The 26,763-nt window shown below is 59.5% G+C and carries 20 protein-coding genes and 3 pseudogenes; 13 read left to right on the top strand and 10 right to left on the bottom strand.

Features of this window, described 5'->3' with window-relative positions; all coding sequences use genetic code 11:
* Positions 1–132 precede the first annotated feature (132 nt).
* Together QP941_RS04300 and metG are read left to right on the top strand one after the other, a co-directional pair.
* Complete coding sequence (locus tag QP941_RS04300) at positions 133–1,989, top strand: BCCT family transporter (protein ID WP_284766861.1); 1,857 nt, start codon at positions 133–135, stop codon at positions 1,987–1,989.
* A gap of 152 nt (positions 1,990–2,141) precedes the next feature.
* Complete coding sequence (gene metG, locus QP941_RS04305) at positions 2,142–3,974, top strand: methionine--tRNA ligase (RefSeq protein WP_284868121.1); 1,833 nt, start codon at positions 2,142–2,144, stop codon at positions 3,972–3,974.
* A gap of 124 nt (positions 3,975–4,098) precedes the next feature.
* Here metG and QP941_RS04310 read toward each other — a convergent pair whose 3' ends face one another.
* Together QP941_RS04310 and QP941_RS04315 are read right to left on the bottom strand one after the other, a co-directional pair.
* Positions 4,099–4,599: a GNAT family N-acetyltransferase gene (locus QP941_RS04310; RefSeq protein ID WP_284868122.1), complete on the bottom strand. Its 501-nt coding sequence runs from the start codon at positions 4,597–4,599 to the stop codon at positions 4,099–4,101.
* 10 nt (positions 4,600–4,609) lie between these two features.
* A complete protein-coding gene (locus QP941_RS04315; RefSeq protein WP_284868124.1) occupies positions 4,610–5,104 on the bottom strand; it encodes a GNAT family N-acetyltransferase in 495 nt (164 codons plus the stop codon).
* A gap of 25 nt (positions 5,105–5,129) precedes the next feature.
* On the opposite strand from QP941_RS04315, the gene QP941_RS04320 reads away from it, so the two are divergent.
* The 4 genes from QP941_RS04320 to QP941_RS04335 all read left to right on the top strand — a co-directional run bounded on the left by QP941_RS04320 (position 5,130) and on the right by QP941_RS04335 (position 9,338).
* Complete coding sequence (locus tag QP941_RS04320) at positions 5,130–5,957, top strand: TatD family hydrolase (RefSeq protein ID WP_284868126.1); 828 nt, start codon at positions 5,130–5,132, stop codon at positions 5,955–5,957.
* A 285-nt stretch (positions 5,958–6,242) separates the two neighbouring features.
* Positions 6,243–7,424 (top strand): resuscitation-promoting factor, encoded by a 1,182-nt coding sequence (locus QP941_RS04325; protein ID WP_239273875.1) that lies wholly within the window; start codon positions 6,243–6,245, stop codon positions 7,422–7,424.
* Positions 7,425–7,496: 72 nt separating this feature from the next.
* Positions 7,497–8,357: a 16S rRNA (adenine(1518)-N(6)/adenine(1519)-N(6))-dimethyltransferase RsmA gene (rsmA, locus tag QP941_RS04330; RefSeq protein WP_284868127.1), complete on the top strand. Its 861-nt coding sequence runs from the start codon at positions 7,497–7,499 to the stop codon at positions 8,355–8,357.
* Positions 8,358–9,338, top strand: coding sequence for a 4-(cytidine 5'-diphospho)-2-C-methyl-D-erythritol kinase (locus QP941_RS04335; RefSeq protein WP_284868128.1), 981 nt, complete (start codon positions 8,358–8,360; stop codon positions 9,336–9,338).
* Here QP941_RS04335 and QP941_RS04340 read toward each other — a convergent pair whose 3' ends face one another.
* A complete protein-coding gene (locus QP941_RS04340; protein WP_284868130.1) occupies positions 9,339–10,676 on the bottom strand; it encodes a hypothetical protein in 1,338 nt (445 codons plus the stop codon).
* A gap of 92 nt (positions 10,677–10,768) precedes the next feature.
* Here QP941_RS04340 and QP941_RS04345 point away from each other — a divergent pair, with 92 nt between their 5' ends.
* Both QP941_RS04345 and QP941_RS04350 read left to right on the top strand, forming a co-directional pair.
* A complete protein-coding gene (locus QP941_RS04345; RefSeq protein WP_225747284.1) occupies positions 10,769–12,577 on the top strand; it encodes an ABC-F family ATP-binding cassette domain-containing protein in 1,809 nt (602 codons plus the stop codon).
* Entirely contained in the window at positions 12,544–14,277 is a 1,734-nt protein-coding gene (locus QP941_RS04350) for an alpha/beta-hydrolase family protein (protein ID WP_284868132.1), read from the top strand. The genes QP941_RS04345 and QP941_RS04350 overlap by 34 nt, the downstream gene beginning before the upstream one ends.
* Positions 14,278–14,291: 14 nt before the next feature.
* Here the strand turns inward: QP941_RS04350 and QP941_RS04355 are convergent.
* Positions 14,292–15,031 (bottom strand): annotated as a pseudogene (locus QP941_RS04355) (AEC family transporter); the annotation flags it as partial.
* 163 nt (positions 15,032–15,194) lie between these two features.
* Here QP941_RS04355 and QP941_RS04360 point away from each other — a divergent pair.
* Both QP941_RS04360 and QP941_RS04365 read left to right on the top strand, forming a co-directional pair.
* A complete protein-coding gene (locus QP941_RS04360; protein ID WP_284868133.1) occupies positions 15,195–15,785 on the top strand; it encodes a hypothetical protein in 591 nt (196 codons plus the stop codon).
* Between the two features lie 88 nt (positions 15,786–15,873).
* The gene (locus tag QP941_RS04365; protein WP_225747280.1) at positions 15,874–16,197 is read left to right on the top strand and encodes a putative quinol monooxygenase; all 324 of its coding nucleotides are present in this window, start codon (positions 15,874–15,876) and stop codon (positions 16,195–16,197) included.
* Positions 16,198–16,386: 189 nt separating this feature from the next.
* Here the strand turns inward: QP941_RS04365 and QP941_RS04370 are convergent, their stop codons facing one another.
* Positions 16,387–20,127, bottom strand: coding sequence for an acyltransferase family protein (locus QP941_RS04370; protein WP_284868134.1), 3,741 nt, complete (start codon positions 20,125–20,127; stop codon positions 16,387–16,389).
* 119 nt (positions 20,128–20,246) lie between these two features.
* A complete protein-coding gene (locus tag QP941_RS04375) occupies positions 20,247–21,089 on the bottom strand; it encodes an HAD family hydrolase (RefSeq protein ID WP_284868135.1) in 843 nt (280 codons plus the stop codon).
* Between the two features lie 24 nt (positions 21,090–21,113).
* Between QP941_RS04375 and QP941_RS04380 the strand changes: the two genes are divergently transcribed.
* Positions 21,114–22,157 carry a 3-hydroxyisobutyryl-CoA hydrolase gene (locus tag QP941_RS04380; RefSeq protein WP_284868136.1) on the top strand — a complete coding sequence of 348 codons (1,044 nt, stop codon included), beginning with the start codon at positions 21,114–21,116 and terminating at the stop codon, positions 22,155–22,157.
* Here the strand turns inward: QP941_RS04380 and QP941_RS04385 are convergent.
* Both QP941_RS04385 and QP941_RS04390 read right to left on the bottom strand, forming a co-directional pair.
* On the bottom strand, positions 22,134–23,312 hold the full coding sequence (locus QP941_RS04385) for a DUF6882 domain-containing protein (RefSeq protein WP_284868137.1): 1,179 nt from the start codon (positions 23,310–23,312) through the stop codon (positions 22,134–22,136). The two genes, QP941_RS04380 and QP941_RS04385, sit on opposite strands and share 24 nt — an antisense overlap.
* Positions 23,309–23,970, bottom strand: a pseudogene (locus tag QP941_RS04390) (Rossmann-fold NAD(P)-binding domain-containing protein); the annotation flags it as partial. The gene QP941_RS04385 and the pseudogene QP941_RS04390, both read right to left, overlap by 4 nt.
* 108 nt (positions 23,971–24,078) lie before the next feature.
* Here QP941_RS04390 and QP941_RS04395 point away from each other — a divergent pair.
* Positions 24,079–24,732, top strand: a complete 654-nt coding sequence (locus QP941_RS04395; RefSeq protein WP_284868138.1) for a hypothetical protein — start codon at positions 24,079–24,081, stop codon at positions 24,730–24,732.
* Here the strand turns inward: QP941_RS04395 and QP941_RS04400 are convergent.
* Both QP941_RS04400 and QP941_RS04405 read right to left on the bottom strand, forming a co-directional pair.
* Complete coding sequence (locus QP941_RS04400; protein ID WP_284868140.1) at positions 24,729–25,268, bottom strand: gamma carbonic anhydrase family protein; 540 nt, start codon at positions 25,266–25,268, stop codon at positions 24,729–24,731. The genes QP941_RS04395 and QP941_RS04400 overlap by 4 nt on opposite strands.
* 19 nt (positions 25,269–25,287) lie before the next feature.
* Complete coding sequence (locus QP941_RS04405; RefSeq protein ID WP_284868141.1) at positions 25,288–25,665, bottom strand: hypothetical protein; 378 nt, start codon at positions 25,663–25,665, stop codon at positions 25,288–25,290.
* A 141-nt stretch (positions 25,666–25,806) separates the two neighbouring features.
* Here QP941_RS04405 and QP941_RS04410 point away from each other — a divergent pair.
* A pseudogene (locus QP941_RS04410) lies at positions 25,807–26,747 on the top strand (IS1634 family transposase); the annotation flags it as partial.
* Between the last annotated feature and the right edge of the window lie 16 nt (positions 26,748–26,763).

Consider the following 26,763-nt stretch of genomic DNA (forward strand, 5'->3'; position numbering starts at 1 on the left):
TATTTACATGGGGAAATGAAGCGTAAAAACCTTTCAAATTATCGTGGAAAATCCCTGGGAAACGGCGTTGAGCAGCGAAGTTTCTACGCGCTTCGTTTGATAATTGAGTAGTTCCGCACCACTGTATAGCTCATGACAAACTCGGAAAACATGGGCACAGGCGTGCCAGAAGAAGGAAAGGAACCGGTCGGCGCCCAGGCGCAGCCGGCCTCTGCTTCTTCGAGCGGGCAGCCTATTGAGAATTATCAGACTGTAGACGAACAGCTGGACGCACAATCTGCCACCGGCCAGCTTCAGGATATGATTCACTCCGATGGTTTCCACCCGGAGCGCTATGACGATCCTGAGGTGGAAATCGCAGCCGATCGTGACAATATGCCAATCGATTGGTCCATCGTGGGCATCGCCGGTGTTTTGATCGCCGCCATCGTTGTGTGGGGCCTGGCCGCCCCGGATAACTTTGCCAACTTCTCCTCTTCGGCCCTGACCTGGGTCGTGGATAACTTCGGTTGGGCCTATATCCTCTTCGGCACCGTCTTCGTGGTGTTCGTTGTCTTTATTGCCGCCTCCAAGTTCGGCTCCATCAAGTTGGGCCACATTAATGAGGAGCCGGAATTTTCCACCCCATCGTGGATTGCCATGATGTTCGCCGCCGGCATGGGCATTGGCCTGATGTTCTACGGCGCTTCCGAGCCGTTGGCCAACTACCGTGACGGCACCCCGGGCGAGGGCACTGGCAACGTGGGTTCGTCCATGGCCTATGCCATGTTCCACTGGACGCTGCATCCCTGGGCGGTCTACGCCATCGTTGGCTTGGCCATCGCGTACTCCACCTTCCGCATTGGCCGCAAGCAGCTATTAAGCCAGGCCTTCGTGCCGCTTATCGGCGAGCGTAACGCCAACGGTGCGGTGGGCAAGTTCATCGATGTCCTGTCCATCTTCGCCACCGTCTTCGGTACCGCCTGCTCCCTGGGCCTGGGTGCCCTGCAGATTCAGGCCGGCCTGAAGGCATCCGGAATCATCGATAACCCCACCAATTCCGTGGTTATCGGCATCGTGCTGGTCCTTACCCTCGCATTCCTTCTGTCCGCGATGTCCGGTGTGGGCAAGGGCATTCAGTACATTTCCAATGCGAATATGGTCCTCGCCGCAGTGTTGGCGATCTTCGTGTTCATTTTGGGCCCGACCGTTACCATCCTGAACCAGATTCCTGGCTCCATTGGTAATTACCTCAACTACTTCACCGAGATGATCGGCCGCACCGCCGAGTCCGAAAACGGCACCGCCGGTGAGTGGCTGTCCGGCTACACCATCTTCTACTGGGCATGGTGGGTTTCCTGGTCCCCATTCGTGGGCATGTTCCTGGCGCGCATCTCCCGTGGCCGTTCCGTCCGCGAGTTCTGCCTGGGCGTCCTGCTCATCCCAGCCGGCGTATCCACCCTGTGGTTCGCTATCTTCGGCGGCACTGCTATCCACATGGAGCAAAACGGTGAATCCATTACCGGCGAGTCGGCTGAGGAAGAGCTGTTTAATCTCCTGCAGTCCATGCCCGGCGGCTTCGTTGCCGGTATTGTTGCAGCGGTCCTTCTGGCTACCTTCTTCGTAACCTCTGCAGACTCCGCGTCCACGGTTATGGGCTCTATGTCCCAAAATGGTGCTTCTACCGCTAAGCCGTGGCTATCCGCGGCATGGGGCGCACTGACTGCCTTGGTAGGCCTGACCCTGCTCTTGGCTAATGAAGACGCGCTGTCTAACCTGCAAAACGTCACCATCGTCGCTGCACTGCCGTTCCTGTTCATTGTCGTTGGCCTGATGTTCGCCATCTACAAGGCGCTGAGCGAGGATGTTATTTACCTCGAGTACCGCGAGGCACAGCAGTTCCAGCGCAAGATGGCCCGCGAGCGCCGCCTGCACCGCGAATACCAGCGCACGCAGGTACTTAAGAAGCGCCGCAACGAGCGTCTCAAGCACCCGATGAAGCGCAAGTAATTCGCGTCCTTTGCGGTTGCTTTCATAGCGCCCATCGTTTCCTCAGCAGTGGGGAAGCGGTGGGCGCTTTGTTCTGAAAATGCGGTTCACCTGCGGAGTAAATGTCTGCCCTAATCGTGTGGGCACGAGCTGGCTTCGATACAGTAGAACCCATGACTGAGTCTGTAGTAGTAAATGTTGCCTGGCCCTATGCCAACGGCCCGCGCCACATCGGCCATGTGGCCGGCTTTGGTGTTCCTTCTGACGTCTTTGCACGTTTCCAGCGAATGCGTGGCCGCAACGTACTCATGGTCTCCGGTACGGACGAGCACGGCACTCCGCTATTGGTTCAAGCGGACAAAGAAGGCGTGTCCGTTCGCGAGCTCGCAGACCGCTACAACCGCCAGATCGTCACTGACCTAGCCAACCTCGGCCTGTCCTACGATCTCTTTACTCGGACCACCACCCGTAACCACTACTCCGTGGTACAGGAACTCTTCAAGGGCCTGTATGCCAATGGCTACATGCTCAAAGAGACCACCCAGGGTGCTATTTCGCCGTCTACCGGGCGCACCCTGCCGGACCGCTATATTGAGGGCACCTGCCCCATCTGCGGCGCGGATGGCGCCCGCGGTGACCAGTGCGATGAGTGTGGAAACCAGCTCGACCCGGTGGACCTGATCAACCCCGTATCCAAGATCAACGGCGAGACCCCAAAGTTCATTGAAACCGAGCACTTCCTACTGGATCTGCCCTCCATCAAGGATGAGCTGCAAAAGTGGCTGTCCACCCGTGAGGACTGGCGCCCGAACGTCCTGAAGTTCTCCCTAAACCTGTTGGAGGATATGCGCCCGCGCACCATGACGCGCGATATTGACTGGGGCATTCCGATCCCCGTTGAGGGCTGGCAGGACAATAACGCCAAGAAGCTCTACGTGTGGTTCGATGCGGTCATCGGTTACCTGTCTTCCTCTATCGAGTGGGCATACCGCACTGGTCAGCCTGAAGCCTGGAAGGACTTCTGGCAGAACCCGGAGGCCCGCCACTATTACTTCCAGGGCAAGGACAACATCACCTTCCACTCCCAGATCTGGCCGGCCGAGCTTTTGGGCTATGCAGGCAAGGGCAACAAGGGCGGTGAGCTTCACCAGTACGGCGAGCTGAGTTTGCCAACGGAAATTGTCTCCTCTGAGTACTTGACCATGTCTGGTTCCAAGTTCTCCTCGTCCAAGGGCGTTGTCATCTATGTCAAGGATTTCTTGGCGGAGTTTGGCCCAGATGCCCTGCGTTACTTCATCGCCGTGGCCGGTCCGGAAAACAATGACACGGACTTTACCTGGGATGAATTCGTCCGCCGTATCAATAATGAGCTGGCCAATGGCTGGGGCAACCTGGTCAACCGCACCGTTTCTATGGCGTTTAAGAATTTCGGTGAGGTTCCAGCACCAGCAGCGCTGGAAGAAAAGGATAAGAAAATCCTGCAGCTGGCGGAAGAGACTTTCGAGACCGCCGGTTCTTTGCTGGAACAGTCCAAGTTCAAGCAGGCGATTACCGCTATCATGCACGTCGTCGGCGAAGCCAACGCTTATATTGCAGACCAAGAGCCATGGAAGTTGGCTAAGGATGAGACCCAGCGCGAGCGCCTAGCTACCGTGCTGTGGACTGCCCTCCAGGTGGTTTCTGACTGCAATGTCATGCTCACGCCGTACCTGCCGTTTACCGCGCAGAAGGTCCATGAAACCTTGGGCCGCAGCGGTGTGTGGGCAGCCCAGCCGGAGGTCCATGATGTCAAGGACGATATCCCGGTAGAGCTCGTTGGTGCTGGCTTGCCGCCAGAGGGGCATGAGTATCCGGTCATCATGGGTGACTACACCCAGCAGCAGGCAAAGTGGGAGCGCATCCAGGTAGAGCCGGGCACCGCCTTGGCCAAGCCGAAGCCGCTCATCTCAAAGCTCGACCCAGAGTTGGGCGAGACGGGCCCAGAGTGGGCGCCTGTTACTAAGTAACAGCACCTAAAACGGCCGCGTTATTGTCTCTTTTCAACAAAGAAAAGGGCATAACGCGGCCATTTCTGCATTCCGGTCAAGAAAAGGAGCACGAAATACCCGTATCCTTGCCGGGAAGGGTGGTTTAGCGCTCGAAATCGCGCTGGAGGTGCACCAAGCCGAGGCGGACGCCATCCTTGGTATGGATATTCGGCATACGGCCGGTCTCGATAAAGCCGAACTTCTTGTGCAGGGCAATAGAACCCTCGTTGGTATCAACGATATAGGTGATCATCGTCTGCACGTAGGCGTCGTCGGCGGCGAAGTCCATGAGGGCGTCGAGAAGCTCGGAGCCCACGCCCTTGCCCTGAGCGGAGGGGGCAATGTAGACGGAATCTTCCACGGTGCCGTAATAGATGGCGGGGGTCACGAATTGGAAGTAGGCCGCCCAGCCAATGACCTCATCATCGTGCACGGCTACAAAGACCGGCGAGCCGGCCTGAAACATCTCCTTGAGCCACTCTTCGCGGTCAGAGACATCTTCTTGCCACGTGACCAGGTTAGCGGCGGGTTTCGCTGCGGAGCCGGCGTTGTAGATTGCGGTGAGTGCGGGGGCGTCGGCAAGCTCAGCAGGACGGATATGCATAGAAATTCCTTTACACCAGAAGTTGTAGGTGGGTGAGGCTCAACCAGTGATCGAACTTGTAGCAAACCTCTTTAAGAGTACCCACGTTTTCAAACCCGAACTTTTCATGCAACTTTAGCGATGCAACATTGGTGGAAACGATGAGCGCGAGCAGCGAATGCACCTTGTCATCGGCGCGGGCCGCATCTACCAAGGCCCCAAGCAACGCAGTGCCCACTCCCTGGCCCTGAGCGGCGGGGGAGAGATAAATGGTGGTCTCATAACAGCCGGTCCACACCTGCGGATCGCGGTAAGGATGGTAGAGAGCCCACCCCAGGTAAGCGCCGGAATCGGACTCCGCGATGAGGCACGGGCAGCCCTCTTCCCAGATGTGGCGCAGGTAGGCTTCGCGCTCTGCGATGCTAGCCGGGGTCGTGCGGAAAATGACGTCGGTGTGCTCGATGGCCCAGTTGAGGGTCTCGGTCATGGCGGGCACATCCGCAAGGCCAGCGGGTCTGATCAACATGGCAGCCAATATTACAATTGCCTACATGGCTAAAAAGAAGCGACGTCCCACTCCCGTTCCAGCACCGGGCCTAAGCGGCCTCATCGATGCGCATACGCATCTGTTTTCTCACAAGGACACCGATGAGGTGCTGGTCAATCGCGCGCGTACCGCCGGTATTAGCCGCATGGTGACGGTGGGCGATGACCGCCGTGAATCGGCAGCGGCGCTGGCTACTGCACATTCCTTTCCGGATGTTTATGCCGCCTGTGCCATTCACCCAGTGCGCGCCAACGAGTTGGATGCACCCACCAAGGTGGCATTGGAGGAAATGGTGGCGGATCCGCGCTGCGTAGCGGTGGGAGAGACCGGCCTTGATGCCTACTGGGTGCAGCACGAGCCGGAGACCACCGCGACCATGGCCCAACAGGAGGAATCTCTGCGGTGGCATATTGACCTCGCGGTGCGCCATGGCAAGACTTTGATGATTCACAACCGCGAGGCGGATGCGGACTTAATGCGCATTCTTGCCGACGCCCCCTCACCCGACACCGTTATGCTGCACTGCTTTTCCTCGCCGCTGAAGGTAGCCGAGGAAGCCTTGGAGCGCGGCTACGTATTGTCCTTTGCCGGTAACGTCACCTTCAAGCGCAACGCCGAGCTGCGGCAGGCGGCGGCGAAGGCGCCGGCTGGCCAGCTTCTGGTGGAAACCGATGCGCCATATATGACGCCAGAGCCCTACCGGGGCCAGCGCAATGAACCGGCTCTTATTGGGCACACATATGAATGTATCGCTCGCGTTCGCCACCAGGCGGTGCAGGCGCTAGCGGCGGAGGTAAACGATACTTTTGATCGCGTTTACGGCCTGCGCTAACGCCTAGGTGACGGTTTTCACAAAAATAAAACCCGCTGGTCAGAGGTGGCGGGGGTGTTTGGTGTGGCGGTTGTGTGCCCAGTGAGGCGTGTGGTGGATTAGCCCTCGACTTTATCTTGCTGTTATCGTATCGTTATTAATCGTTCGTTTAGGTTCTAAGGTCGTGCAGCGCCACCCTCGGTGCGGCAGCAGCGGATCTGAGCAAGGGAATTGCCTGCGTGGACTTCTTTGCTGACCTAAACTCTTGTAATTGTTGAAACCTGCACTACCGGAGATTCATTCAGCATGTCACCTCATCAGATCAAGCGCCTCAATAACTCCCGCTCGCTGCCACTGCGTCTGGCAACGGGTGGCGTATTGGGCACCCTGGCCGTCGGCGGCGTGGTAGCCGTTGCGGCACAAAAGGACGTCACCGTGGACATCAACGGCGACAAGGTGGAGTTGGCTACCTTTGCCAAGGATGTCGACGGCGCGCTGGAGGCAGCCGGCGTGCAGGTGAGTGAGGAAGACATCGTCTCCCCGGCCCCGTCCGAATCCGTGGGTGATGGCGATGAGATTTCCGTGCGCACCGCCAAGCCGGTGGCCGTGACCATCGACGGTGTGCAGCAGCAGCTGTCCACCACCGACCTCACCGTTTCTGACCTGCTGGGTAACCTCAACGGCGTGGTCAAGGGTGCTTCTGTGAAGTCTGGCGATGCCGACGTGGACGAGGACGCCCAGCTGGAAGAGGGCATGGACCTTGAGGTTGTGTCCCCGAAGATCGTCAAGATTAATGATGGCGGCAAGGTAACCTACACCAAGATTGCCGCTAAGACCGTCGAGGACGTCCTCAAAGCCCGCAATATCGACGTTGATGACGATGACCGCGTCTTCCCGTCCAAGGAGACCAAGGTTACCGAAGGCATGTCCATCAAGGTGGACCAGGTTTCTACCACCGTTTATGACTCGGAAGAAGAGTTTGACGCCGAGCCCAACTTTGTCGATGACCCGGAGCTGGAAGAGGGCACCGAAGAGGTCCGCGAGGAAGGCGTTAAGGGCAAGCGTGTTATTACCCACAAGCTGGTAATGAAGGACGGCGCTAAGGAATCCAATGACGTCATCAAGGAAAAGGTGACCGTCGAGCCTAAGGCTGCCACCATTGCCCGCGGCACCAAGAAGTCCGAGGAGGAAAAGCCGGAGAAGGGTGGCAACTCCGGTGCTGCTGCTCCGGCGGTGGCAGATGGCTCCGTCTGGGATTCCATTGCACAGTGTGAGGCCACCGGTAACTGGGCTATTAATACTGGCAACGGCTTCTCCGGTGGCCTGCAGTTCACCCCATCCACCTGGGCAGCATTCGGCGGTACTGAGTACGCACCGGAGGCATGGCAGGCTTCCCGCGAGCAGCAGATTGCCGTGGCAGAAAAGGTGCAGGCAGCGCAGGGCTGGGGCGCATGGCCGGCATGTACTTCCAAGCTGGGCCTGCGCTAAACCGCAGCGCTTCTTGGCCGCACACCCACTGTGGTGTGCGGCCTTTTTGTCTCTTCTACTAAGTTAGAAGGCATGACTAATTCCACCGGCGCCGCGCTTTTGGGTCCCGTTGAGATCCGCGCCCTCGCGGAGAAGCTCGACATCGTGCCCACCAAGAAGCTGGGGCAGAATTTCCTGCATGACCCGAATACCATCCGGCGCATCGTCGCTGCGGCGGAGCTGGAGCCTACAGATCGCGTCCTCGAGGTGGGCCCCGGATTGGGTTCGCTGACCCTTGGCTTGGTTGAGGCCGTGGGGGACGTGACCGCGGTGGAGATTGATTCCCGCCTGGCGGCGCAGCTGCCCGATACCGTGGCAGAGCGCGCCCCTGGGTATGCGCAGCGCCTGCGCGTAGTGGAAAAGGACGCACTGCGCGTGACGGATTCTGATGTCACGGAGCCGACTGCCCTCGTGGCCAACCTGCCGTATAACGTCGCCGTACCGGTTCTACTGCATTTGCTGGAGACATTTCCCTCCATTCGCCGCGTGCTGGTGATGGTCCAGCTGGAGGTGGCGGACCGTCTCGCCGCCCAGCCGGGCAGCAAGGTTTATGGCGTGCCCTCGGTCAAGGCGGGCTTTTATGGCAAGGTCTCCAAGGCTGGCACGATTGGCAAGAACGTTTTTTGGCCCGCGCCCAATATTGAATCCGGGCTGGTGCGCATCGATGTCTTTGAAGATGCTCCCTGGCCGATCACCGATGAGTCGCGGGCTAATGTCTGGCCGGTTATCGACGCCGCCTTTGCCCAACGCCGCAAGACCCTCCGCGCGGCATTGTCTGGCCACTTTGGTTCGGGTGCCGCGGCCGAGGAAGCGCTGCGAGCGGCGGATATCGATCCGAAGCAGCGCGGTGAAAAGCTTGCCGTAGAGGACTTCGTACGATTGGCAGGAATCTAAATGAGTGCACCGCTAGATAACGAACCATTCGTCTATACCGCGCGCGCTCACTCCAAGGTCAATATTCACCTCGGCGTGGAGGAACCGCGCGAGGATGGGTTCCATGAGCTTGCCAGTGTCTTTCAGTCTTTGGAGCTGCATGACACCGTGACGCTCACGGACTTGGGAAATCCCGAGGTGGATAAGCCGCGCATTCAAGGCTTAAAGGTTACGGGCCCTCATGCACAGGGTGTGCCAGAGGACTATACAAACTTGGCGTGGACCGCGGTTAACCGCATCATGCAGTACCTATACACCACCCATGGGCCGAAGGCGCTGCCGGAGGTAGCGCTGGAAATCCACAAAGCCATCCCTACCGCCGGAGGCATGGCGGGCGGCTCTGCTGATGCGGCCGCCGCGTTGCGCTTAGCCGAGCGCTGCTATGGCGGCTATTACAACATCGACTCGGTGGGCGAGCCGATCTTGGACGCGCTCGGCGCGGCGCTGGGCTCGGATGTTCCCTTTACCCTGTTGGGTGGCACCGCACTCGGTACGGGGCGCGGCGAGCAGCTGACCCCGATGATGGCGCGCGGTACCTACCATTGGGCGCTCATCGCCTCGGACCGCGGACTATCTACCCCGCAGGTCTTTCACAAGCTGGATGAGATGCGAGAAAAGGGTCGCGGCGGCGAACCACACATGGATACCGCGGCGGTATCGCAGGCGCTTATCTCGGGCGACCCGCACTGGGTGGCAGAGCACTTGCATAATGACCTGCAGCCGGCGGCGCTTTCCCTGCGCCCGGACCTGCGCAAGACGCTGGAGGCGGGTGTGGCCGCCGGAGCCCTCGCGGGCATTGTCTCCGGCAGTGGTCCGACCTGTGCCTTCCTCTGCGCTGGGGCAGAGGAGGCTAGGGAAGTGGTCTCCCAAGTGACGGTAGAGATTCCCGGAACCAAAGGTGTGGCTACCCATGGACCCGCCAGCGGCGCCGTGGTGCTGTAGCTAGAGCACCGTCATCTCGGTGGGCTCAATGTCGAGGTCGAAACGGTTGACTTCCTTTTCTTGGAGAAGGTCGATGACCACGAGCTGCTTCTTTTGGGCGTCGGTAATAAAGGCGTAGCCATCGGCAGCCTGCAGGATGGGCCCCGGCTGCTGCCATTCCTTATTTTCCTTCCACCTGGAGATGACATCGATCTGCGAGGTGATTTCGCCGGAATCTGGGTCGATGATGTTGAGTTTGCCGTCGGTAGTGAGCACCAGTGCCTCGCCCAGCGGGCCGCGGGCTAGGGAGCGGAACCAATAGGAAGCATCGAGGTCAACCTTCTTCGCGGAAAAGTCCTTAGTATCCACCAGGGTCACGGAGGTGGGGCGCTCGAGTTCTGCATCCTCGTCGGTCTTATTATCGGCCAGAATGACATCGGATTCCTCCGAACCGGCAGCATTGCCCGAGCGCTGGTAGCCGCCTGCGCCGGCATAGGCGGAGGCGTCCACCTTGTGGAACTTTGTGCCATCGAAGATTACAGGGCCGTCCTCGCAGCCGAAGAAGATATTGCCGTTTCCAGCGGCGGCCTCGCCGTGCACGCCTGGGCACTCGGTGGTTTCAGTAAGGACCTTGCCCTCCTTATCCAGATGCTGGATAGTGTGGCGTTCGTCCTCGGTTCCCTTGGTGATAACTACCGAGCCATCCTTCAGTGGTACAGCCACGCCGTGGTGTGCGGCGCCGGTGTCTACGGTATTGACCGGCTCGGCATCGTCTTTGCCCATGTCTTCGGTCTTGTAAATTTTCGCTACACCATCGCCATCGGAAAATAGTGCGGTAAAGCCGTCGTGGTGGACCACGTGGCCGGCATGGGGTGCGTTAATAGTGGCGTCGCCAAGCGAAGGCTCAGCGGTGTAGTAGTGGTTGTGATCGCCGTGGCCCTTGGTGATGCGCCCGGTGTCGTAGGTGAGGAAGCTATCGCCTTTGGTGACCATGACGTGGCGGTCGTCGCCGGCATCGCTCAGGCGCAGGAAGGCATTCATTTTGTCCTCGCCGATTACCTTGCCGGTCTTGGCGTCATAAGCTCGCAGACCCTCCGCGTGGGAAATGACAATGCGGGTGGGCAGCTGGGCTACCTCGGTCTCGCCCTCCTCGGCTTCGAAACCTTCGTGCGAGTGCCCGGCGTGGTCATGGCCGTGCTCATGCTCATGGTCGTGCTCGTGAGCGTGGTCCTCCTCGCTATGCGCGTGGTCGTGGGAGTGCAGGGAGTCCTTTTCCTCTTCGGTGGGGGCGGAACAGGAGGTAATGGCTACTGCCGCGGCAGAGAGCACCGCGCAGAGGGAAAGTGTGTAATGCTTCATACATAGGCACACTATTGGACGTGAAAATCAATAGCAATAGGTTGGAGGAATGCGGGGGTATGTGCAGGGAGGTATTAAGATGGACACTCGTTATGGCAAACCTGATTAACCTCGAGCAAGTCAGCAAAACTTATGGATTAAAAACCCTCCTAGACGGGGTATCCCTAGGTGTGCAAAGCGGCGATCGCATCGGCATCGTCGGCGTTAATGGCGGTGGCAAAACCACCCTGCTGGAGGTGCTCACCGGCATCGAGCCGCCCGACGCCGGCCGCGTATCCCATACCTCTGATTTGCGCATGGCTGTGGTTACCCAGCGCTTTGACTTGCCCGATGAGCTGACCATCGCGCAAGTGATTATTGAGCCGCTGGAATTGGAGACCTATGAGTGGGCCTCCAATGCCAAGGTGCGCGATGTCTTGGGCGGGCTGGGCATTGTAGATCTTGGGCTCGATACTCCGGTGGGTTCGCTCTCCGGTGGCGAGCGCCGCCGCGTGAACCTGGCCGCCGCGCTGGTGCAGGATTTGGACCTCGTGGTGCTCGATGAGCCGACCAACCACCTCGACGTGGAAGGCGTGCAATGGCTCGCGGACCACCTGCTCAAGCGCAATCTGGCCGTGGTCGTGGTTACTCACGATCGCTGGTTCCTCGATACCGTGGCCACGTGGACCTGGGAGGTACACGATGGCGTGGTCGATACCTACGAGGGCGGCTACAACGATTGGACCTTTGCCCGCGCCGAGCGTGCCCGCCAGGCCGACGCCATGGAGCAGCGCCGCAAGAACCTCGCCCGCAAGGAGCTGGCCTGGCTGCGCCGCGGCGCACCGGCGCGTACCTCCAAGCCGCGCTACCGTATCGAGGCCGCTGAGGCGCTGATCGCCGACGTGCCGGAGCCACGCAATAAGGTCGAGCTCATGGCCTTTTCCAAGCAGCGCCAAGGCCGCGTGGTTATCGAGCTAGAGGATGCCACCGTGCAGTCCCCGGATGGTCGCACCTTAGTGGATCACCTCACCTGGCGCCTAGCCCCCGGGGAACGCATTGGTTTGGTGGGTGTTAATGGCTCCGGCAAAACCACCCTGCTGCGCACCTTGGCCGGCGAGTACGAGCTGGCGGCAGGCAAGCGCATCGAGGGTCAAACCGTGCGCCTCGGTTGGCTGCGCCAGGAACTCGATGACTTGGATCCGGAGCGCCGGCTTATCGACGCCGTCGAGGACGTCGCCACCTACGTTCAGCTTGGCAAAAAGGAACTTTCCGCCTCCCAGCTGGCCGAGCGCCTGGGATTTTCCGCCAAGCGTCAACGCACTCCGGTAGGTGACCTCTCTGGTGGCGAGCGCCGCCGCTTGCAGCTGACCCGCGTACTGATGGCCGAGCCCAATGTGTTGTTGCTGGACGAGCCCACCAACGATCTCGATATCGATACCCTGCAGGAACTGGAATCCCTCCTGGACTCCTGGCCTGGCACCATGGTGGTCATTTCGCACGATCGCTACCTCATTGAGCGCATCGCGGATAACACCTACGCGCTCTTTGGCGATGGCAAGCTCACCAACCTTCCCGGCGGCATCGACGAGTACCTGCGCAAGCGCGCCGCACTTGAGGCCCAGCAGAGTTCCGGTGTGCTCAACCTGGGAGAAAAGAAGGCAGACAACGCTGCACCGAAGCCAGAAAAGAAGCTCTCGTCCCAGCAAGAGCGCGAAATCACCAAGAAGATGAACGCCCTCGAGCGCAAGATGCACAAGCTGGAAAAGGCGGCCGCGCAGATTAATGAGAAAATGGCGACCGCCGCGGAAAAGGTTGATACCCAGGCCTTGACCGAATTGGACGGAGACTTAAAGGAAAACCGCAGCGCCTACGAGGAATTGGAGATGGAATGGCTGGAGTTGGGGGAGAAGCTCGAAGGGTAGAAGCCCGCATCGCCGATATTGTCAGCTACCTCGACCTGTGGGGCATTATCGGCGCCGCAGCGCTTTTTACCCTGGGGCTTACCCCATCCATTCTGCCGCGCGATTGGCTCTACCAAGGACTCGTCTCCGGCATCGCCGCAGGACTGGGCTATACGCTGGGCATCGCCCTCAAGCTCGTGTGGTACCGGCTGGTGGTGCGCTATGTGGCGCCTCGGCATGCCTGGCTCGATGCCGCCACGTGGCCAGCTCGGCGCTACCGCCTAGCCTCCCGCATCGCCACCGCCGCTTTTGTGGTGTGGATGATAGGCTTCGCGATCTTTGCCGTGCGGTGGCAGCGCCAACTCGCAGATGCCTTGTCCGCACCGGCACCCACCATTGCCAGCTATGTGCTGGTGGTTCCGCTGGCACTGGCGGTATTTACCGCCTTTCTTTTCCTCCTGCGCCTGCTGCGCTTTTGCGTGCGCTGGCTTTCCAGCCACTTTCCCCAGCGCTTCCGCGCCGCCTACCGCGTTGTGGGTGCGGTACTCATCGTGGCACTGGTGGGCACGTATACCGTGGAAAACCTCATCCCCGGCGCCATTGTGGGTGTGGGGGAGAGAATCTTTACCGCCCAAAATGCCGAGCCCGATCCTGCAACGCAGCGTCCCACGTCTGCCGAGCGCAGTGGATCCCCAGACTCCCGCGTGGACTGGAATGGGGTGGGGTTGCAGGGCTCGCGTTTCCTCTCCTCCGGTGCGCACCGCGCGGAATTGGAAGAGGTTACCGGAAAGCCTGCTAAAGAACCCATTCGCGCCTATGCCGGCCTGGGCAATCGCGCCTCCAATGAGGAGCGAGCGCAGCTGCTTATCGACGAACTCGAGCGCACCCACGCCCAAGACCGCAAGGCGCTGCTTCTCATTATGACCACCGGAACGGGGTGGGTATCGTCCTATTCCGCCCAGGCCTTCGAGCTGCTCTACGGCGGCGACACCGCCATCGCGGCCGCCCAATACTCTGCCATGCCCTCAGCCCTGCATTTCCTGTCCGGCGGTGGTCAGGTAGAACGCGCCGGGCAGGAGTTCATCAACCCTATCGTGGACTGGTGGAACGGGTTGCCGGAGGATAAACGCCCGAAGCTCTACCTCTACGGCGAATCCTTGGGCACCACGGGCATTGAGGCGGCCTTTTCCGGGGTGCGCGATATCGCCAATTCCGTCGACGGCATCCTATTGACGGGGCCGCCGCACTTTAATCGCCTGCGCACCCAGTTTGTGGAGCGCCGCGACCCTGGCTCTTCTGAGATAACTCCCGAATACGCCGGCGGCCTCGTCGTGCGCTTTGCCAACGATGACGCGCAGGTGCGCCAATGGGGCACGGTGCCAGAAGAGGAGTGGGGACGCACCCGCATGCTCTATATCCAACACCCCTCGGACCCGGTGGCCTGGTGGTCGCCACAGATGGCCTTTAAGGAGCCGGATTGGATGCGCGAGCGGACCCCGTATTCTGCCGAGCGCGTAATGCAGTGGATGCCCCTCATCTCTTCCCTCCAAGTTGCCGCCGATCTGCCCGGCGCAAAGGACGTACCCGATGGGCACGGTCATAACTACGGTGCATCGGTGCTCGACGGCTTTGCCGCCATCGCTGGTCCAGACGTGGCGGGAGCCATTGACCCCGATGAGCTGCAACGCCAATTTGCCGCGCTCGACGTCGGCATATACTAAGTGCGCTTTAGCCAAACCTCATAGGTGGCGGCATTGTTATACACATTCTGTGCCGTAGGCAAGGCAGCCAGAATCAATGCCGCATATAACTCCACGCCGTTTAGCCCCAGCGCTGCACCCACGGCCAGCGCGACAGCGGGCATGCCCACCAACTTCAACACCGTCGCGGTAATGGTGGCCAGACGGTCCTCCTCCAGCAGCCCGTCGCCCTTTAACGAGGCACCAAAGCTCATCAGGATCATAGGAATAGAGGCGCCACCTAATATCTCCAGCGGCTTCATCACCACATCCGGTACCTGCCACTGCGCCGCGGAGACAATAAATCCCGCCACCGCAGCCAACACCACAGGTGCGGTAATCCCTGCGAGCACGGAGTTCCATATCGATCGCAGGCTCGTGCCCTGCGCATGGAGACCCGCGATGATGAACGGGGAGAGCACCGCCATCTGGAGAACCAATGCCGGGATGACGTAGGTGGCATCACCAATGACATAGGTGGCAATGGGCAGGCCAATATTGACCGAGTTCTAGTAGCTCGCCGCCGCAGCGATCACGGCCACCACTGGGGATGCAAACGCGGAGGTATTGGATGTTGCCACGCTGGAAAAGATGAGTGCCGGAGTAGCCGCTCAGAAGGCCGTGCGATTGAATTGCAAGCACGCCTCGCCCTGCCGATAACACCCCTGTGAGCCAGCACAAACCCGACGTCGATGACTACGAAAATAATCGCGAACCCGGTCAATACGTCCAGCAGCAGTCAATAACCTTTCGCAGTACTCCAAAAACGCAGTGAGGATATAGTCTTACCATCCGTATTCCCTCAAAACCACAGGGAGCATAACAAAGTTGTATCGAATTACCTGCGCAGTCCGGAAACTCCTTCCAGACCGCCGGCCACCTATGGCACGGTGGAGGGCATGAAGCTTTCTCACCGTGCAACCGTAGCCGCCCTGTCCACCGCTCTTGTCATTACTGGTACATCCACCGTGGCCTCTGCTCAGCCGGCCTTGCCGCCGCAGATTCAGCAGGCTTCTTCGCAAGCTCAGCAGCTTTCTTCTGATCCTTTCTCTGCTGTGCAGGATTTCCGCCTCACCTTGCCACCGCAGGCCTATGAGCTGGCCGAGAAGTACAATATCTCGCTGCCAGAATTCCTGGCCAAGCCGGTGGGCCACGCGCCTAAGGTCGCTGGTGAGTTGGGGGCCGCCACCACCGCCCACCTCGAGAAGGCTGGGCACCGCAAGGACTCCCACGCGGCCGCCATCGCCCAGGAATGGGCCAACCAGGGTGCCGCCGGCAAGCTCGACTACAAGGGCGGGGTAGCCCACGGCCTGAATCACAAGGACGAAGGCCAGGGTTCTGTTCACCGTCTCACCGAGCAGCAGGCACAAGACCGCCTGAACTGGTTCAACCGCGATGTGCCGGTCAATGCTGGTTCCCCACACGGCTTTGGCGTAGCAACTGCTTATGACGGAACCTACATCTATGTTGCGGAGTTCTTCCTCAACTAAACCACATTCCACTAGCCCCGATTTCACCGCATTCGTGGTATCCATCTGCGACGATGACGAAGCCGCACGGTGCCGGTAGGATCGGGGCATGATTTTGATCAACGTACAGTTCCACGTTAAGCCCGAATACGCAGAAACCTTCCTCGATGAAATCAATTGGTACACCGAGGCCTGCAATGCAGAGCCGGGCTGCATCGACTTCAAGTGGTTCCGCGATCCAGAAGACCGCCAGCGCTTCCTGCTGCTGGAGTCTTACGCAGACGGCAAGGACGTAGAGCACGTCCAGAGCGAGCACTTCCAGCGCTCCTGCGAGGAATTCCCGAAGTACCTCGTGGAAACCCCGGACATCATTAACGTTCACATCGATGGCCGCACCGGTTGGGACAAGATGGGTGAATTCTCCGTCGATTAATCCCAACGAATAAAGCTCGCCCTCTACCGTGATGTAGGGGGCGAGCTTTATCTATGCCTAGGCGCACCAGCGCCCTTCGCGCTCACAGCGGATGCTGCTGCTAGCGGAGCACACCTTCCGGTGAGCGCGAAGGGCGGGAGGGAGGGAACTAGGCGCTTTCCGACGCCCCGCCCCGCGCCGGCCTGTGCTTTACTGCGGCACGCACTGAGAGGACACAGTCTTGTCGCCATTCGAGTACTGCTTTAGAGCATCGTAGAAGGCATCCGAGTACCCGCCGGTGCGTTCCGGCATTGGATGAACACCATCGGAGTAGAGGATCTCCGGGTTGCTCTGTGCATGTCCGCACCAGTCAGCGATATATACGTTGTCGTATTCCTTGGCTGCGTCGAGGACATCCTGTTGGGATTGGGCCATCCACTCACGGTCACCATAAGGAACAGCCATGACAACGGTGTGGTCTTCGCCGATGATATCCAGCGCTTCCTTGATCTGGTCTGGGAAGGCAGGGCCGTTAGTACCAAACCCGAGGAAGACGGTATCGCGCAGCTGGCCGGAATCCTTGAGCTGCTGCAGAACCTGGATACCCGCAGTGTAGTGGCGGGATACATCTGCATCGACGTAAATCTGCGGGAAGCGCTGCTTGAGGGCGCCACTAGAAGCCAGCATCACTGAGTCGCCGACAGCGGTGATGTCTTTGCCCTGCGGCATCGGGCGGGTCTTCTTATCCTTCGCGGCAGCCTTATCGTCGTTGTCCTCAGCAGGCGGCTGTGGCGCAGCATCATTCGGCTGCGCTGGGGCATTGTTGCTGCTCTGGTTCTGCTGCTGAAGCTGCTCCAGCTGCTGCTCCAACTCGGTCTTATCGCTGGAATTAACAACGCCGTAGACTACGCCAGCTACAGAGGCAATGACCAGGAATGGGACTACCGGCCACATGGTCTTGCCAAAGCCATCGCGCAATTCGCTAAATCCTGGTCGGGAGGACCAGTAGGTCTTCCATGTCTTCTTATAGCCGCCGCGGCGGAACGGATTCTCAATGAACTGATAGGAAATCTCGGACAGGAGCAGCGAAATAGGCACGGCTACAAGGCCCAGGATCCATGATTTATCGGAGTTTTGGTTGCCCTCGAAAAGCGCCTTGAGCATCATGATGACCGGCCAGTGCCAGAGATACAGCGAGAAGGATCGCTGGCCAAACCAGCGCATGACCTTGGTCCTAAAGAGCGGGGTCATCGGGCCGTATTCGCGAACCACGCCCCACACCATCAGGACGCCAAGCACGCTAGTGAGGAAGAGCCCACCCCGGTAGGTGATCTCCGCGTCATCCGGCATGAGGAATAGCTGGACACCGTAGCCGATGAGCGCCACAGTGCCGATGATTCCGGCGATGCGCGATTCGGCTTTGCCTGCCGCTGCCCACGAATCCGCCTGCGGGTCGGACTTGGTAGAGGTCATCAGCAAAGACAGCACGGCGCCTGTGAGCAGGCCAAAAGCATGGGTATCGGTGCCGTAGTAGACGCGCGTCGGGTCTTCACCCGGCACGTAGATGAGCGCCATGGCCACGGCGGAACCGATAGCTAAGACTGCGGCTACGAGGATAGGAAGCCGGCGCGGCTTGCGGCGAGAAATCAGGAAAACGCCGGTAATAAGAAGCGGCCAGAAGACATAGAACTGCTCCTCCACGGCCAACGACCAATAGTGGGCAAAGACCTGAATCTCATTGTCCGCAAAGTAGGACTGGGAGGTGGCGATCTGGGTCCAGTTATTGACAAAGAATAGAGTACCCAAGAACTGCTGGCGCAAGCCGACCGCTAGGTCCCCGCCTATCCACGCCACCAAAGCGGTACACATGACCAGGACGGATACAGCTGCTGGGAGGATGCGCCGGAATCGACGCACCCAGAAGTCCTTCAAGCTGATTGTGCCGGAGGTACGGAATTCGCGCACCAGCAACGAGGTGATGAGGAATCCGGAGAGGACGAAGAAGAGGTCAACGCCCAAGTAACCACCGGGAAGCAGGGAAGGGAAGAAGTGGTACAGCACCACGGCAATAACTGCGAGGCCGCGCAGTCCATCCAGCCCCTTGACCTGGCGCAGGCGGGCGTGGCGCTTCTTCTTAACTACCTTGCTCTCTGGCGGCGTAGCCAGCGCTTCAGGGTCCTTGGCCTGCTTTTGTAGAGGATACTTAGACTTAGTATCTACCTGCGTGATCGAGGCTTTCTGTGATGCTGGCTTTTGCGCAGCTTGTTGTGGCTGGCGCGGTGCCGCCTGAGCCTGCGGCTTTTCGGGCGCTTGCTGTGGCGATTTAGATGGCTGTGCCTTATTCCGCTTCTTCTCAGCAGCGGCAGCGGCGGCGGCCGTACCCGCTCCGGCTGCTACGGCGCCTGTAACAGCGGACTTTCCCTTCTGTGCAGGCGGCGTCTTTGGAGTAGCTTGAGTCTCTGCCTTCTTCGGCTGGGGCTGTTCAGGCTGCTGCTTTGCCTTAGGCTTTGGGGTAGCTCGGGACGGCTTTTGCTGCGCTGGGGTAGGAGTGCCCACCTGTTGTGATTTGCGGGCCAAACCGCGACTGATATCGGAGGGCTTAACCTGCGGGCGGCGCTTTGTTGCCTTCTTGGCCTTATTCTGCGGCGTCGCTTCCTTTGCCTTCGGCTGTGGCTGTTGCTTCTTCGCCTGTTTCTTGGACTTTTCGTCCTTAGAGGGGGTGCCTTGCTGCGATTTCGGCTGGACTACCTTGTTTCCATTGTCGGCAGTCTTGTTCTGCGCCGGCCCCGCTTTCTGCTGGGATGCATCGGCTGGAGTCTTTGGCGCAGCGACCTTCGGCTTGGGGGCCGTGGTGCCCTTCTTTGGCGTTGGAGCGCTAGGCGCCGAGGCCTGTGAGGCAGCCTTCTGCTTTGCAGCGCCGGGAGTACGTGCTGATCCTTGGCCCTTGGACGGTTGCGAGGGCTTCGACGGCTGCGCGTTCTTCTTCGGCGTAGGTTGCGGCTGTGGTTGCTGCTTTGCCGAGTTTGCCGGGACCTGCTTGGAGGAGCGTGGCTTTTGCGCCTGCTGCTGGCCGGTGGTCGGCTTGGACTTAGCCGGTTGGGATTTCTGCGGCTGTGCCGATTGCGGCGAAGCCTTCTTCGCGCTGGAAGAAGAGGAAGGCTTGGGCGTCTGCTTCGGCTTTTGGGTAGTGGGTTGAGCCTGCTGTGCGGGCTTTACCGTGCCTTTTTGAGAAGGTTGAGAGACAGGCTTCGGGGAATTACTGCGGGCAGAAGGAGTCTTTGGGGAGGACTTAGACGGGGTAGTACTAAAGCTTGCACCGCGGCGCGGTCGCTGAACCGGTTCGTGCGCTTTGCGCTGTGGCTTCTTGTCCTGAGCAGGCGAGTCTTGTTGCTTCTTAATAGCTGCTTTGGGAGTGGACTCTGCCTTGCTTTGTTGTGCGGCGGTTGGCTTAGCGGCAGATTCTTGGGCTGCAGGCTTGGCCTTCGGCGCCTTGGCCGCAGGCGACTTCGAGGTGGACTTAGTCTGCTGCGGCTTTGCGGAAGTGGCCTTGCTTGCCTGGGGATTTTCGGTGCTGGGGCGAGTGGTGCCCTTAGCTGCGGGCTTGGCGGCAGGCTTCGTATCCTTAGGCTTAGGAGCAGCTGGCTTGGCTTCGGAAGCCTGTGCAGGCTTCGTCGGGGTGGTTTTGCGCGCAGGAGCCTGCTTAGCTTGCTTCGTGGACTCGCCGTCCTTAGCGGTGCGATCCTGGGGCTTGCCCTTCGGCTCGGAGGATTGAGCACCCGTGGTGGATTCGGTGCTAGCCGATTTCTGGGGCGCAGAATCCTTTTGATTAGGGGTCTGGGGCGCACTGGTAGAGCCAGCTTTGGGCTGTACTGGCTGGTAGACCGGTGTGCGTGGTTCGTTCGAACGCCCAGGTTTCTTCTTCCTCAGCAGTGAGCGCAAAATTTGCTTCACAAAAACTCCCAAAGCACTACGTATATTTTCTAAACGGACTATTTTAGCCTGCGCACCAGCACTTCTTCCCATGCGGGGAGGAACGGTGCGGCGCGCGGGGCGGAGGCGAAAATTCGAGTCTAAGACTCTTCGCTGTCAAAAAGCTGACGCAGAACTGTCATGACCCCATATTCGGTATTGGGTGGGGCGATGCGATCGGCGATTTCCTTCAACTTTGGGTGCGCATTTTCCATGGCGATGGCGGTGCCCGCCTCGCGGAGGAGCTCGTAGTCATTGAGAAAATCGCCAAAAGCTGCGGTACGAGGCATAGGAACCGAGAGGAGCTCGGCCATGGTTTGCAGTGCTACGCCTTTGTTGACGCCAGCAGCCATGACATCGAGCCATACGGCGCCAGAGATGGCGATATTGTGTTCCGGTACGGCCGCAAGGAGGGGCTGGTGTAGGTGCTCTTCGCTGCCGTCGGCGCAGTAAGCGGCGATTTTGATGATGTCTGCATCTAGTAGTGTATCGAGGTCATCTACCCATTCCACTGACCTGTAGTACTTGGCAATCTCAGCACGGGCCTGTGCATCGGCGCCTTTGTGTACATAGGCGGTATCCGGCGTGCACAGCACTACGGTATGCGGGGTTTCGACAGACTGGAGTGCGGCCATGGCGGCCCGCACGGCTGCGCTGGGCAGGGTAGTGGCGCTAATGACGCGATTATCGTGGACGACCACGGAGCCATTTTCTGCAATGAAGGTGTCCTCGTGCGGAAACATCTCTTGCAGGGTGGCGAGCTGGCGGCCCGAGGCGGGTACTAGGGTGACGCCGAGCTGGTGGGCACGGGTGCTGATCGCGGCGAAATCTGGTGGAAGCTGGCCGTTGCCGTCCAGTAGGGTGCCGTCCATATCCAGGGCGATGAGCTGTGGGAGCAAAATTCCGAACCTATCTGTGAATTGGCTGATGGTGGATAGGTGCATGCGTTCTGTGTCACACTAGGGGTTATGACTAATACTGCACCTATCGTTTCCTCAATCCGTAACCATACCGGAGTCATTGAACTCAACCGCCCCAAGGCTCTCAATTCCCTCACCCCGGAAATGATCCACCTCATTGCGGAATCGCTGGCGCAGTGGCGCGCCAACGATGAGGTGGAACAGGTGCTGTTTACCTCTACTAGCCCCAAGGCATATTGCGCCGGCGGCGATGTTCGCTACGCCCGCGAAGGGGTCAAGGAAGGCAAGGTGGATGAGGTCGATGCCTTCTTCGCCACCGAATACACGTTGAACGGTGATATCGCGGAGTATCCCAAGCCCATCGTGGCGCTCATCGATGGCATCGCTATGGGCGGCGGTCTGGGCATTTCTGCCCATGGCTCCCACCGCGTGGTTACGGATAAGTCCTTTGCTTCTATGCCAGAGATGAATATTGGATATGTCACCGACGTGGGCATGGCCTATGCCGCCCAGCGTGCGGTGGGAACGCGCGGCAAGGCCTCGGCCGAGTTGGCGAAGTTCTGGGGGATTACCGGCTACCGTATGCATGCCGCAGACCTTGTGTGGAGCGGGCTGGCCACCCACTATGTGGCGGACGGCGAAGCCTTTGCTAGTGCGGTTATCGAGCATGGACTAGCCACGGCGCTAGCCCAGCACGCAACCGCACCTAGCGGTGAGGCCCCCTTGGCCGAGCTTATCGACGCCATCGAGGACGCCTTTTCCCACAACACCTGGCAAGACATTTCTGCGGCCCTGGAAAAGTACCCAGAACTGAAACAACAGGTAGAAAAGCTGACCGCGCACGCGTGCCCCACCTCCATCGTGGCGGCCATGGAGCTATTCCACGCCGAGCAGGAGTGCAGCAGCATCCGCGAAGCGCTAGATATGGAGACCAACCTGGGCGCCTATATGTACCGGCGTGGTGACTTTGCCGAGGGCGTGCGAGCGGTTTTGGTGGATAAAACCAACGATGCGGCATTTGAACCTGCCGCGCTTGCCGACGTCGACGTGGACGCCCTCCGCAACGCCCTACACGTCCACCCCGCGAAATGATCCATAGGCGGCGCGGGCGCGATCGGCGTTGATCCATGCGGGAGGGGCCACCGCCAAAGTAGCTTCGGTCGCGGCTGGCGTCGGCTCAGGGAGGTGGAGCTGTGGGGCATAGAGGAGGACGAGGCCCACGCGGGCGTCGGCAAGCGTAGTGCCCGCCAGCGTCCAGATCCCCAAAATGGGCAAAGCTAGGTGCGGTAGCTGGTGCTCGCGCGCCAGCGGAAGCGGAAGGTGCGGGCGCACCAGTTCGGGCACGGCCTCGTCGATGCCAAAGCGCGCTAGGTTTCTTGCCAACCGCGCCGCCGCGGTGTCTTTAAACACCGGATCCGCCCAGGCCCACGTGAACTCCTCGTCCGAAATGGTCGCGATAAGCACCGCGTTGGCTGCAATCTGCCCGCCGCGATAGGACACCGTGGCGGTGGCCTTATCCACATCGAGTTCTACCGTGGCATCTGGGAAGTTTCCCTGGAAAAACATCTGGTTTTCGGTACTTAAGTAAAAGGCGTCCTCCAAGACGCGCGCGGCCGCCAAGCCCGGGGTGATGCTGGAAATCTTGTGTACCTCGGGGCTTGGCTGTTCAAAACGCACCGTGGTGCCATCAGAAAAATGCAGGTAAGGCTCTTCCGCGGTGGAATCCATGTCTAGGTAGCGGGCGAGTGCGAGGGTCGGCCCTTTCTCGTCCATGTCCGCGTTGCTGTGTTGGAGACCGCGCAGCAAGGTCTGGCGAAAGTCAAGGTAGGGGTGGAAATCTACCGCAACGATGGCCACATGCTTGCCCTGCTGGGCGCGTAGCACCGGCATATTGCCCACGATGAGGGAGGCATAAGCAACCATGCGGTCGACGTCTTCGCTGGCCGTACCTGACTGCGGAAGGTCAGCAAAATGCTCGGTCGCAGCGGTAGTCCAGTGCCAGGTGTCTGCGGCGATGACGGCCAGGCGCACGCCACGAAAATCCGCTACGTGCTGCGCGGAGCTTACCCGTACCTCCACGAGCTGGTCGGTGGCATAGCTTCCTTCGCTATCGCCAGCCGAGGGCCCGAGGAAATTGAATTCCACGTCGGTCGCCTTCCCGATGCGTTCGCGAAAGGCAGCGTTGATTCCGGCACGGATAAAGCGGGCATCAGCCGCGGCGCGTTCAATGGAGTGGTAAGCATTCATGGTTGCTCACGATGATACGGGTGCCGGCAGGCATACTCATAGGCGGCTACCAAAGCCTTGGTTGATTCCCGCCAAGAGTAGCGCTCCGCTTCTTCGCGCGCGGCGCGGTCCGCGTACTTCTTGGCCACCTCTTCGACCTCGTGGAGTCGGCCTTCAGACAGCGTGGTGGGATTAAGGCCGAGCCCCAGAAAAGTGTCATTGGATACGTGCAACTCGTTCTCAGCCGACTCTTTGCGTGGATTAGGAACATAGGCTACTTCGGCGCCAGGGATGTTAGCGATGAGCTCCGCCAGGTCACGCACGCGGTGGGTTTGGGTCATTTGGTTAAGGATTTTTACGCGGTCACCGCGCGATGGTGGATTTTCCAGAGCGAGCTCGATGCAGCGCACCATGACTTGGATGTGGCACCGTCAGCAGATAGCCGATGCCGGCTTGCACGAGGAAGCGGTTCAGAACCGTTCCGTAGTTGCCGTCATAATCAAAGCGGTTAATTAGGCGTTCATCCCTTTGGGTCTGGGCGGTGTGGGTGCCCCAGACAATGCCCTGATGCAGGTCGGTGATGCGCAGCTCATCATTTTTTGGCGTAGTAGGCAAAAAGATGCTGGTCCAGGACCTTCGTCATGTGGTAAATCGAGTCCGGATTGGAAGGGTAACGGATTGTGCGCAAAGACCTGTGCAGTGGACCATAGGAAGCTGCGCGTGAGATACAGGTCTGGTGCCCTCGGACGTATCGGCGATGGCGGCAAGGGGCGGTAGACTGACCGGCATGCTCCACGCCGTTAGTTTTGCCCTCCTGGATTCCGTCAATGCGCTACTCATTGGCATCCTCGTGGCCATTGGCATCATCTTGCCCCGCGGCAAGTACCGGCGCATTGCCTCCTTAGTGGTGATAGGAGACTGGATTGGCGTCCTCGCCGCGGCGGCCGTGGTGATGTTTGTGTTGTTAGGGGTAAAAGACCAGATTGAGGCCATTTTGAGCTCACCTATTGCCGGCTGGGTACTTGTCGCAGTCGGCATCGCGGTGGGGTTCGGCTCGTGGCGCTCTCAAGGCCAGCCCAATGCCTTGGTAAATCGGCTGCTCAAGCCGTTGCGTACTCCATCGCTGCTTACCGCGATTATCGGTTTCATTATGGGCGTGGTGCAATCGCTGACCTCGGTGCCGTTTTATTACGGGCTCATGCACCTGGCTACCGAAGATATCGCTCCGGCCGCTCAGTACGGCGGCTTGGTGTGGTACGCTAGCTTGGCTTTGTCCCTGCCCACTATTTGTGGCCTTTTTATTGCGGTGGTGCGCGCGCATCCCGAATCGGCCGCCGGCCGTCTTTTTGCCGCGGCGCGCGCCAATAGCACCCAGGTGGCGCTCTTCGGCGGCTACCTCGTGGCGGTCTTCCTCATCCTTATGGGCGTGCTTTCCCTTTAATCAAAGGTGACCTCCTCCAGACTCAAAGCCACATCGGATTGGCTGCGCGCGCAGTCCACGTACCGGGCAGCATGCGCAATGAAGGCCTGTGACTCTTCCGGGCTGAGCTCGCGGCGCACCTTCGCTGGCACGCCGGCGGCAAGGCTGCGCGGTGGAATGGTGGTTCCTTCCAGCACCACGGCGCCTGCCGCGATGAGCGAGCCGGTGCCAACAGTGCAGCGCGAGAGCAGTGAAGAGGACATTCCCACCAGGGAACCGGCCTCCACATGCGCGGCATGGACCATCGCCATGTGTCCCACCGTGACATCATCTTCTAGTACGCATGGCGTGTCCTCTTCTACGTGGAAGACGCAATTGTCCTGAATATTGCACCTAGCGCCAATGCGAATTGCGCCCACGTCGCCGCGCAGTACGGTGCCATAAAAGACGGAGGAATCCGGGCCGATTTCTACATCACCAATGATGGTGGCATTAGGGGCAATCCACGCACTGCGGTGGATGCGTGGCTTCTTTCCAGCACAGGGCAAAAGCAGCATGCCAGTCCTTTCAAGGAAACTATTCCACCACCACGGCTAGGGCGGGGGAAAGCTCGTAGTCGCCGGGGTAGGGGAGGTGGTCTACGAGGGCGTCGGCAAGCGCGGGCGTAAGCGGAATGACCCAGCCGCGCCGGGGATCTTTGATGGGCAAGGCATCCTTTTTCGCGGCGGGAAAATGCACCGTCGTGGTGGGGGAGGCCAACGTGGCTGACTCGCGGGCGCGGGCTACCTCCAGCAGTACCTCCGCGCCGGGCTGATTAGTGACCACAATGATAAGCGAGCCAGCGGTGTGGATTTCCAGTTTTTCTACCCGTGCGGTGGGGGCGGTGAAATCGGGGTGAGCTAAGCGCGGGGGCTGCGCGCCGGTAAGTCGGGCGAGGGCGTCTTTTAATCCCATAAGCCCTTAGTCTAACCTGACTTAGGTCATGGGCGGGTGAGTAACGTCACTCTTGACACTGTTACCTGGTGGTTTTGTTTGTGGGGTGGGATTTTTCCGCACTAAGTGGGTAGTTCCGGGGTGTTCAGTAGTCTGATTTTGGTGAGTCCTTATATTCGCACCGTCAAGACCGCCTCAGGAGCGATAGCGGTGCACGTGGTGTTCTCTGAACGCAAAAGTGCGAAAAGAATGAAGCATATCGGCTCAGCGCATTCAGAGTCTGAGCTTGCGCTTTTGCGGGCTGAGGCTCAACGCATCGTCGATGGTGACCAACACGCAGTGGACTTCGGCGAGGTTACACACACCCCACCGGCAACAGGCAGCGTTTCCAACCCGCTGCCGGTAGCCGGTCAGCGGGCTGGATATTTGCTGGACTGTATTGATGCGTGTTTCAACGAGTTCGGCCTTGCAGCAGCAAGCGGCGATGATCCGGTGCTTCGTGTTCTGGTGCGTGCCCGGATCATCCATCCCAGCTCAAAGCTGGATTTCATCGAGACTCTTGCCGAGGTTGGCATCACCAGCGCAAGCTACCGCACCATCCAGAGGCGTCTTTCCTCCTTCGCCACCGAATCGTTCGGGGAGATACAAACCCAAGCGTTGGCCCATCATGCAGGTATTGGGCCAGGCGCATTTATCTTGTACGACGTGACCATCTTGTACTTTGAAGCCGATACTCCTGATGAGCTTCGCAAAACCCTATTTTCCGAAGAACGCCGTGTGGAGCCACAAATCCTTGTCGGGCTGCTTACTGATGCCACCGGGTTTCCACTGCATGTGGGCGCGTTTGCTGGCAACTCGGCAGAAACCCACACGATGCTACCGATGATCACACGGTTCCAAGATGCCTACCAGCTCGACGAGGTTACCGTCGTTGCTGATGCGGGCATGGTTTCAGCGGCGAACAAGCAAGCACTCATCGATGCAGGTCTGCACTACATTTTGTCGGTGAAACCTCCACCGTGCCTGAGGTGATTGAAACCTGGCGGCGGGAAAACCCCGGTGAAGACTACGCCCACGGCCAGATCTGGACACAAGCCTCGGCTGGGACAACGGCGCCCA

Source organism: Corynebacterium sp. MSK150 (genome assembly GCF_030229215.1).
GTDB lineage: Bacteria > Actinomycetota > Actinomycetes > Mycobacteriales > Mycobacteriaceae > Corynebacterium.